Consider the following 9087-nt stretch of genomic DNA (forward strand, 5'->3'; position numbering starts at 1 on the left):
AACCCAACGTACTAAGCATCCTGTTATCAAGAAGTTGTCAAAATCAACACCTAGTAAACAAAAAGCTGCGTAAATTTCCTTAGGTTTTAGGCGTTTAACTTCAGTTGGACTCAGTTTGAAAAATAACTGATGTAATTTATGGCGCGTAGTTTTTATTTCGCGATCTACACTCGCGAACTTCTTCTTTTTGTCCAAAGTCCAAAAATTAGAAATTGCGCTTAAAGAAGAAAGAGAGACTGAATATTGGTTAGAAATATTAATCGAGGCAGAATTGGTTGATAAAAACAAGTTTGAATCCTTACTTCAAGAAACTAGAGAAATTGGAAAAATCTTAGTTGCATCTACTCGAAAAGTTAAAGAGAAAATCAAGCAATGAAATTAATTGCGAATTGCGAATTGCGAATTGGTTTGACCCCCTGGGCAGACCAAATTAGAAATCAGATTACGCAAGTACGGCTCTCTCATGAAGACCGAAGCTATCAACCCGGTATTCGTGAGGTGGCTTCTGGGGTTCCCATTGGAGTAGCCAAGGCAATCAAGGGCAATTATGATGCTCGTCGTGCTTATGGTTTGAGTTGTTCTCCACGGCAAGCTGCGATTGCTTGGAAACGAATTGATTACTTGTGTGGTCTAAAGTCCAGTCAGGAGGCATAACCATGATTAACCAAGTTCCGAATCTAGAAACTTGTTGGTATCTTTCACCACCTTGGGGTAAAGAGATTCCCCCCTTAGAAGTTTCCCTGTTGGAGAAAGTCTACGTCACTACCACCAAATCCTTCGGTTACTGTTGCGGTGTAGAGTGGACAGCTAAAGGTTGGAATTATCAGATTGTCTCCGGCAAGGATAATCTAACTGTTTTAGGACGTGAAATCATTGGTACAGGCAACTTACAATTAGTTATCAAAGAAAAGCCTGTATTTTGCCTGGGTGAGTTGGTCGAGTTTCGGTTTCATGGCGATGGGCCACCGATCCGCATAGTCCAAGGTATTCAACTGATTTGCGATTCCTGGTTCTACACAATTGAATGGATGTCCCCAGGAATATCTGAAAACGGTGACGGGGTTTTTACTTTCAGAGATGCGATCGCCCTTGGCGGGACTTCGCCCATCGCACGAGTGACCGACTATGACTTGGAGAGGGTGCGATTATGACGGTGTACACCTCATATTTTGGGTGTTCTGTCTCTTTTACAACAGGAATTCTATCGCGGACGGTTGGTAGCGGCGGCGGGGTCAGACTGACGGTGGAATGTCTTGTGGGGGCGAGGGGTGGGCGGTTGGGTTTAATGATTAAATAATCTCTTAAAAAACTACTAATTAAGGTAATTTATCAGCTTGCTTAGAGCAACAAACAGATACTTAAATATAATTTTAGCTAAATATTCACTTCGTGTTTTGTAGTCTATCTATTGGAGCGGTGATGAATCCATTTGTCTCAAAGAGCATTTTCATGCTGGGGATAGTTTTCTGGCTGCTGATTAGAATTCCTTACCAACAAATACAAAAACAGAACATAATTGTTGATCAACGAAAAACCCTCCAGGAAAAGATAGTCCGCCTTCTCCTATTGGTTGGGATACTGCTTCTTCCTTTGATTCATGTTTTATTTCCTTGGTTGAATTTTGCTAACTACCATCTACCAATTTGGGCAAATGGATTAGGCACTGCTATTCTTGCGCTTTCCCTTTGGTTGTTTTGGCGCAGTCATCACGACTTGGGTCAAAATTGGTCATCAACACTGGAAATCCGGGCTGGACACACTCTCTCCACCAGTGGTGTATATCGAAACATTCGTCATCCTATGTACACCTCTGTTCTGCTACTGTGCATTGCACAACCACTCTTGCTCTCCAACTTGATTGCAGGTCTATCGGGATTCATTGGCTTTAGTATTGCGTATGCAACACGAATTGGACAAGAGGAACAGATGTTACTTGATACCTTTGGAGATGAGTATGAAGTTTACAAGCAATGCACAAAACGATTAATTCCTTACCTGTTCTAATTTGTTCAGTTGATATATATAGGACAAATGAACTTTGGCCTTAACTGAGAAGTATTGATATGAGAGTCGGTTTCTGCTGATTCTTCACCTCCTGGCAGCAGCTGATTGACCTTTGGGTAAAAAAGCAACAAAGGAGCGCAGATATTACATTACTGCGTTCCCTTGAAGAGCGGGGATTTCTGTCTAATGGCATATCGCCCTTGCGGGGGTAGTGCAGCGCAGCGCCATACCTTCTCTTTGGGAGACGCACCGCGAACGCTTCCTTTGATGTGGGGCGGAAAAGTTGGGTTAGTGACTGCTCAAATGTCCACAAATTGTAGACAAAATAATGCTTTTTAATGTGCCGTTTGGATCTGCTTAACTAGGCGGTGTGTTTTGTGGCTCGGCATTAGCGAACATAGCAATAAGTTCTTGAGACGGCGCTTGATTGCCACGCGCCATTAGCTCTTTACCTTGGAGCGCAACAGCCACACGCGCAACATTGGCTCCGTGATGATAAGCGCAGTGGAGCATCTCGACCGTAACGCCCTGTGGCTCCATGTTTGGCCCGCCACTTCTGCCATGCGCTCCCCAATGGCTTCCGGCAACTCCAGCTCCGGGCGTGGTTTTAGGCAGCGACACTAAAATCATCCCCGCGCCCGCCATTGCTGCCAGCAGACCAAGTTGGGCGATTTCGACACCCGCACCTGCATCACCGTAACCGCCGCCCACACTAAAAACGCCGCCTACCTTGCCAACCAGTTCATCTCTGAGCCATAACACTTCGATAGTGTCTTCAATGAACTTTTTAACCCGCGCATCCGCCGAACGATGGCGCATTGGCGTACCCAAAAGTAACCCGTCACACTCGCGTACTTCCCCCTGAGTCGCTTCAGTCGCTTCACGTAAAACGACCTCTACGCCTTCCACCGAGCGCGAACCATCAGCGACCGCTTCGGCCATCTTGCGTGTGTTCCCCATTGTCGAGGTGTAGACCACCAAAATATTCGTCATTTCACGTCTTCTCCAGATTGAACACAAGCCGTTCTTTGCACTCAAGTTACCTGCGGTAATACTCTACTCTTCCACTAAGCCGAGAATTTCCTGATACATGATCGTTTGAATCTTTTGCCCAAAATCGCGCGACCACCCGCCGTAGGCAGAGGAACTTCAATACAAGTCTACACATCTCCCGTCAGAGGCGATGTAGGGTGTTAACTTTGTACCATTTTAGGTGTTCAAAATTCATGCAGAATATATACCAGTAGTTCTAATCAGGGGGACTACGCACAGCCTTACCGCCCCGATTCAGAACATGGGTGTAAATCATTGCCGTTTTTACATCCTTGTGTCCCAGTAATTCCTGCACTGTGCGGATGTCGTAGCCGTTTTGTAATATAGCGGTTCCTGATTGAGCACAATACACTATGGAATAATGAAGTATATTAACGTCTAAGTAAATGTAGAATGAAATCTTACTCCAATGTGGGTGCGGTCCTCGAATACACTGGGCATACCCTCATCCTGTTCGACGACCACTCGTTCCGCTGGTTTAGCGTCAAGCGGTTCGCGTGGGACGGGGCAGGCGATGAGGTCGCAGTACTAGAGGCCCTGATCGGCCACTGGCGGTATCGGGATCACTACGCCGGACAGGACTCACACGAGGAGGATGCCGGCAACATCCACGGTCCGTACTGGGTCGCGGCCATCACCCCGGTCGAGTTCACGCCAATCGGCTCGGAGGGGGCTATTGGCGTGGTCGAGGAGTTCTGCGGGCTGTTCGACTGCCCGCCCCGTCCCGAAGTCCGGGCACAGGTAGAGGCCGTCGTGCTGTCTTGGCTAGGTCGGTCGTCATGGTATCGGCTCCGCGATCTGCCGGATGCTATTCACGAGTGGGGTTCCGTACTCTGGGAATTCAGGGAGTTGGTCGCCATCTCCCACAAGTCACGCGAGGTGATCTCAGTAGTCATGGCCATCGACTGAGCAAGGCACGCCGAACTAAGCGCTGCACCTGACCGACGGGGTTGGTGACAACCTCGTTGAGTTTACTTACAACTGGGAAGAACAAGTTGATGGAGTATGGAAAGGACGAAGTATTGGCTCAATTCTTTGCAGTGCAGTGACGATGATTCGGACACTGCAACAACTCTTGGCAACCAGGAAAGATATTACCGCCTTTATCAAAAAAGCGAAATCCAAAAAGCCATCACCAAAATTAGATGTCTGCAAAAATTTTGATAACACAAAATTAAAACCAGTTCTTCCAGATAATGCACCGATCGCCATAGTACTTTTCGCCGGTGGCGGCGGGATTGAAGCGGGGATGGTTGAAGCCGGGATTCGTCCAGTTATTGCAGTGGAGTTTGACCCAAGCAAACCAGAACTGAGCAGGGCGATCGCCAAAACCCATCACCACAACTTTAGCGAGTATGGCTGTAAAGTCTTCCAACTAACAGTGCAAGAAGTAGCACAGTCAGGATTTCTCGGTTTTCCCCGCCGCCCCGATTACCTCCACGCCTCCCCAGTGTGCGCCAACTTCAGCCGAGCCCACACAGCCAAAGCAGGCAAGGGCATTGAAACGGCTGATGATCTGAGTGCAGCAATCGCTGTAGCAGAAGCTATCCGACAGTTGCAGCCACGGGTGTTCACGCTAGAGAATGTGCCGCGTTATCAGAACAGTCAGAGTTTCAGTATCATTCTGGATGCTTTGGAACTTGAGGGGTACTCGGTCGATTACAGCGTGGTCAGCATGGATAAATTCGGATTACCCCAGGCGCGTCGGCGGTTAGTTCTGGTTGCAAGTAGGGGGTTTCGGGTTGCCCTACCTACGGGAGCTAAATCTTGTGGTTGGTACGAGGCGATCGCTCATCTCATCCCTACGATGTCTGATTCACAACTACTCCCCAAACAACGGCAAGCGGTAGAACAATTTCTAGCAACTAATGAACCAACGCCACTGCTAATACAGAGAGTTGGGGGACGTACAGAGTCCAAGTATAAACCTGCACACTTGCCCTGTAACACCATTCTGCGATCGCATTTCACCGACCACAAAGATTGCAACCGAAGTAAGTTCGCTGATATCTGGTTACCGGATGGTACGGTCAAGTCTTTGTCTATTGAAGGGGCTGCAATCTTGCAAGGGTTTCCCGGTTGGTACGAGTTTCCCAACGAGACTGCTACGGCGGGGTCAATTATCGGCTATTCTGTCCCTCCCAGTTTCGCAACACGACTATTTATATCTGCACAGAGTAAATTATTAGGAGTGAGTGTATGACTAATCTTGTCCAAAACTTAGAACAGTGCTGGTACATTTCACCGCCGTGGGGTCAACGAATCCCGCCTTTACTGGTCAGTTTGTTAGAGCGAGTCTATGTTAAATCTGCCAAAGCTTTCGGTTATTGCACTGGAGTTGAATGGTCACAACACGGTTGGAAATACGAAATCTTCGCTTGTAATACCAATATTACTGTTTTAGAAAGTGAACTTATTGGCACAGGTAACTTACAAACGAACACCAAAGAAAAACCCGTTTTTCGCCTGGGTGAGTTGGTCGAGTTTAGGTTTCATGGTGATGGGCCACCGATTCGTATTGTTCAGGGCATTCAACTGATTAACGATGCGTGGTTTTACAGTGTGGAATGGATGTCTCCCAGCATTTCTGAAAAAGGTGACGAGGTTTTCACCTCCAGAGATTCCATCGCGCGGGTAACTGATTACGATTTGGAGCGGGTGCGATTATGACAGTATACACCTCATTCTACCGTGGCGAAATCCGAGGCGAGGCTGTTTCAATCTCCTTGTACCCTCCCAAAAACTGGAAAGGCAAACACCTGCCTCTATTCGCGCCAACTCCAGAATTGCTGAAGTGGTGGAAGGCATCAGCCCAAGATGCTGAAGCTGAATTTGAGTACGAGCGTCGATTCCAAGGAATTCTTCAGGAGCGGCAGCAGCTGATTGAGCTTTGGGTGCAGAGACAGCTGGCAGGTGCAGATATTACCTTGTTGTGTTCCCTTGAAAATCGGGGATTTCTGCCACAGGCATATCGTTGGGCGGGAGGTGATCGGGCGATCGCCGCCGGAATTGTGGGGCGGTGAAGTGGCAGCAGCTAATCAAATGTCCACAAATTGTGGACAAAATAAGGGTAACGGGTTAACCGATACTCAGACTCCTCACAAAACACCAAGTAAACAATATTACAACTTTATTGCCAAGTCAAACACATCGCAATCAAACAGTGACAATGGTATAGCAGCCCAAACTATCATTCTTTCAACGGAACAACCTACAAATGGAACCTTGGGTACTCACAATGAGAGTACCCTTGCCCCAGTCAAATCTACTACCGAACACTTGACCATTCCTGAACTGCTTGGTAGGGTCAAGAGTTACGATAATCTTCCTCCTGGCTGGAAGAATGTGGAGGCGATCGCAGATGTCGCGATCGGAACACAGGTGCAAGTCTACAACCTCGTCTCCCGACAATGGCAACCTGGAGTGGTGAAGGACTATTGGGAACCAGGGGGGTTTTTGGAGGTGCGCTGTGGAAGGCGGGTGCAGAAGGTCTTCAGTGGAGAGTGTGTGGCGGTGGAGAGTGGGGAGAAGTGAAACGTATTTAAAAAAAGCTTTTGAAGTATAATCTGTAACTATGGATTTTTCTTCTGTTCTACCAAAGCTTCAGGTACATTTACTGCTCTCTCCAATCCTCGCACATCTTTCCACTGTGTATCCTCATTCCAAATAATTTTAGTGAGGTCAGTGCCAGAGAGGTTAGCGCCATAGAGGTTAGCACCTTCGAGGTTAGCGCCTCTGAGGTTAGCGCCTCTGAGGTCAGCGCCTCTGAGGTCAGCGCCATAGAGGTTAGCACCTTCGAGGTTAGCGCCTCTGAGGTCAGCGCCTCTGAGGTCAGCGCCAGGGAGGTTAGCGCGATAGAGGTAAGCGCCTTCGAGGTCAGCGCCTCTGAGGTCAGCGCCTTTGAGGTCAGCGCCTTCGAGGTAAGCGCCATAGAGGTCAGCGCCAGAGAGGAAATAACCAACAGTGTTTGAAAAAGTATATAAAGCAATACTGTTACTGTATCCAATAATCCGAAGTAATCGCCCTCTATCCAAACTATCACTGTCGTTTTTAGCGCAAGGATGAAAGACAATATTATCCTTTAGTTCATCTTGAGTCTGAGCATAACGGTGTAACTCTAGGAGAAGAATCATTACATTTAGCCCAGTAAATATATCAACTTCTCTTAAATCGAGGAATATTTTTTCTGTATGGAATTTTTGCATTTGATTGAGAGGAAGATTTTTAGGAACTCCACTAATAAATTTTCCTTTACACCAATCAAGATAAAAATCTGACAAACGCTCGAACAGTTTTAAGTATTGAAATTTCTCTTCAGAATCAAGCAGAGCCATTAAATACTCTACAATTTCTGTTGTCAATCCACCGTAGCCAAATAAATCATAGATTTCTTCTGCTAGCTTGTCATCATCAATAACATATCTCTCACGTCTACTTTCAGAATCTATTTTTGTCCACTGTTTCAAGCTTTCTTTTATTTTCTGAGCGCAGAGAAATTCCCCAAAACTCTTATGAATAAACTCGACAGCACCCTCTGTTGAGGAGGATGCTTTTGCTGAACGTAAATAAAATGCTGCTAACGCATTTCTTAAAGGATTTTCACCACCAAGCTTCTTCTGTGCTTTTTCCAGTAACTCTCTGGCTGTTTTATCATTTTTGAGCCGTGATTCAATTGCTTTGATTGAAGTCCATTGTCTTCCAGATTGAGTAACACATAACCCCGCTTCAATTAAAATCAGACGCAAGTCTTCTGTATCAAATTCTGTAAGTTCTAGATTAAGCTTTTCAGGACGTTGTTTCGTTAAAACCCAATCTAGTGTTTTTTGATAAATTATTATTTTAGTTTGAGCATCATTAGCACCTTCAAACATTTTGATATTTAACTCATCATCTCGATGCATAGCCCCCACAAGATACAGTAACAGTGGTTCTCGCACTAATTCTTTAACACGCTCAGGGCAATTATCTGCTTTGAGAAATTTTTGAAATTCTGATGCTTTATCTTGTCCAACTAGTGTTCCCCAATTTAATAACCACTGCTTTTGCAGCTCGTCGTCCATTAATGCAATTTCTAACCTAACTAAGTTAGCTGGTAGCCGATTTTCAATTCCATGCAACGCTGATTCTCTTCCAGTTACTATGAATTGATGTCTACATACTCTTTGGGCTTGATAGTTTCCTACTTGTCCAAGAAAATCTTCAATTCCTTTCGCGGTTCTTCCTTCAAAACGTAGTTCATCAAAACCATCTAGTATAAATAAATATCGGGTATTGCGATCGCTCAACCAATCATCTCGGTTAGCAAAGTTTTCTCTAACAGCCGCCCGAAGAGTATTTTCGATATTTGGCTCAAAAGTATCTATGTCTCTTAGCCTAATTAGTATTGGTGTCCAAATTGGGTGAAGTTCTTTTCTTACCCGCTCTGCAACCATTTTACAAGATACGCTTTTGCCTCGCCCTGGGCCTGCTTGAATAAACATCACTTGGGGATTTGTTTCAGATTTATTCAGTTGCTCTGTTACCCAATTCTCTAAATCAACAACTGACTTTTCTTCAGGTTTGCCATTGCTATCTAACAACTGAGCTTTCAGTGGCACATAGATTTCCGGTATTTTAAATTCTTCACCTATTACCTTCCATCTCTCCATTAGTAACGGGTCGCTGGGTGAGGGTGATATCTGCTCTTTCAGGTATAACTCTATGCTAGAGTATTTCTCATTTGCTCTTACTTCTTGTGCTGCTATCATTATCAAACTTAAGGTTTGGCGCACATCTTCTGATTCATAAGAGAAAAGCTGCTTGATATAATTATATGTATCCCAGGCTACCCATCCTGTGACTAGAGATGCAATCTCTGGTCTAATCCCTTTTGTTTCTAAGTAAGTAGATAACTCTTGATTTAAAGCTTGTCCTAATATTGAATTTGGAAACTGCTTTAGTGCTTCTTCGGCTTTACTATTGTCTAATTCTAACTGTCCCAGTTGGTGAAACTGAAGCTTAACTTCCTGCTCTTTTAACTCTGCATTCAGT

11 protein-coding genes and 1 pseudogene are annotated in these 9087 nt (G+C 45.4%); 9 read left to right on the plus strand and 3 right to left on the minus strand.

The features are described from left to right. Positions 1 to 196: 196 nt before the first annotated feature. From H6G97_RS38810 to H6G97_RS38825, 4 genes and pseudogenes are all read left to right on the plus strand, one after another. A pseudogene (locus tag H6G97_RS38810) lies at positions 197 to 376 on the plus strand (four helix bundle protein); the annotation flags it as partial. Then, complete coding sequence (locus H6G97_RS38815; RefSeq protein WP_242055861.1) at positions 373 to 654, plus strand: hypothetical protein; 282 nt, start codon at positions 373 to 375, stop codon at positions 652 to 654. The pseudogene H6G97_RS38810 and the gene H6G97_RS38815, both read left to right, overlap by 4 nt. 2 nt (positions 655 to 656) lie before the next feature. Continuing rightward, a complete protein-coding gene (locus H6G97_RS38820) occupies positions 657 to 1151 on the plus strand; it encodes a DUF1392 family protein (RefSeq protein WP_190945980.1) in 495 nt (164 codons plus the stop codon). A gap of 268 nt (positions 1152 to 1419) precedes the next feature. Next, complete coding sequence (locus H6G97_RS38825) at positions 1420 to 2004, plus strand: protein-S-isoprenylcysteine O-methyltransferase (protein WP_190945981.1); 585 nt, start codon at positions 1420 to 1422, stop codon at positions 2002 to 2004. Positions 2005 to 2361: 357 nt separating this feature from the next. Here the strand turns inward: H6G97_RS38825 and H6G97_RS55645 are convergent, their stop codons facing one another. Next, on the minus strand, positions 2362 to 2997 hold the full coding sequence (locus H6G97_RS55645) for a flavodoxin domain-containing protein (RefSeq protein ID WP_190945982.1): 636 nt from the start codon (positions 2995 to 2997) through the stop codon (positions 2362 to 2364). 256 nt (positions 2998 to 3253) lie between these two features. Then, the gene (locus tag H6G97_RS38835) at positions 3254 to 3409 is read right to left on the minus strand and encodes a tyrosine-type recombinase/integrase (RefSeq protein WP_479684977.1); all 156 of its coding nucleotides are present in this window, start codon (positions 3407 to 3409) and stop codon (positions 3254 to 3256) included. Positions 3410 to 3450: 41 nt separating this feature from the next. Between H6G97_RS38835 and H6G97_RS38840 the strand changes: the two genes are divergently transcribed. The 5 genes from H6G97_RS38840 to H6G97_RS38860 all read left to right on the plus strand — a co-directional run bounded on the left by H6G97_RS38840 (position 3451) and on the right by H6G97_RS38860 (position 6591). Further along, the gene (locus tag H6G97_RS38840; protein ID WP_190945983.1) at positions 3451 to 3966 is read left to right on the plus strand and encodes a hypothetical protein; all 516 of its coding nucleotides are present in this window, start codon (positions 3451 to 3453) and stop codon (positions 3964 to 3966) included. 142 nt (positions 3967 to 4108) lie between these two features. Next, on the plus strand, positions 4109 to 5260 hold the full coding sequence (locus H6G97_RS38845; protein ID WP_242055863.1) for a DNA cytosine methyltransferase: 1152 nt from the start codon (positions 4109 to 4111) through the stop codon (positions 5258 to 5260). After that, complete coding sequence (locus tag H6G97_RS38850; protein ID WP_190945984.1) at positions 5257 to 5727, plus strand: DUF1392 family protein; 471 nt, start codon at positions 5257 to 5259, stop codon at positions 5725 to 5727. The genes H6G97_RS38845 and H6G97_RS38850 overlap by 4 nt, the downstream gene beginning before the upstream one ends. Beyond that, a complete protein-coding gene (locus H6G97_RS38855) occupies positions 5724 to 6080 on the plus strand; it encodes a DUF488 family protein, N3 subclade (protein WP_190945985.1) in 357 nt (118 codons plus the stop codon). The genes H6G97_RS38850 and H6G97_RS38855 overlap by 4 nt, the downstream gene beginning before the upstream one ends. Continuing rightward, positions 6043 to 6591, plus strand: a complete 549-nt coding sequence (locus H6G97_RS38860) for a hypothetical protein (protein WP_190945986.1) — start codon at positions 6043 to 6045, stop codon at positions 6589 to 6591. Before H6G97_RS38855 ends, H6G97_RS38860 begins: the two co-directional genes overlap by 38 nt. Before the next feature lie 38 nt (positions 6592 to 6629). Here the strand turns inward: H6G97_RS38860 and H6G97_RS38865 are convergent. Continuing rightward, the coding region (locus tag H6G97_RS38865) for an NACHT domain-containing protein (protein WP_190945987.1) at positions 6630 to 9087 on the minus strand (2458 nt) is incomplete at its 5' end.

Origin of the sequence: Nostoc flagelliforme FACHB-838 (genome assembly GCF_014698065.1) — a bacterium.
Taxonomy (GTDB): Bacteria; Cyanobacteriota; Cyanobacteriia; order Cyanobacteriales; family Nostocaceae; genus Nostoc; species Nostoc flagelliforme_B.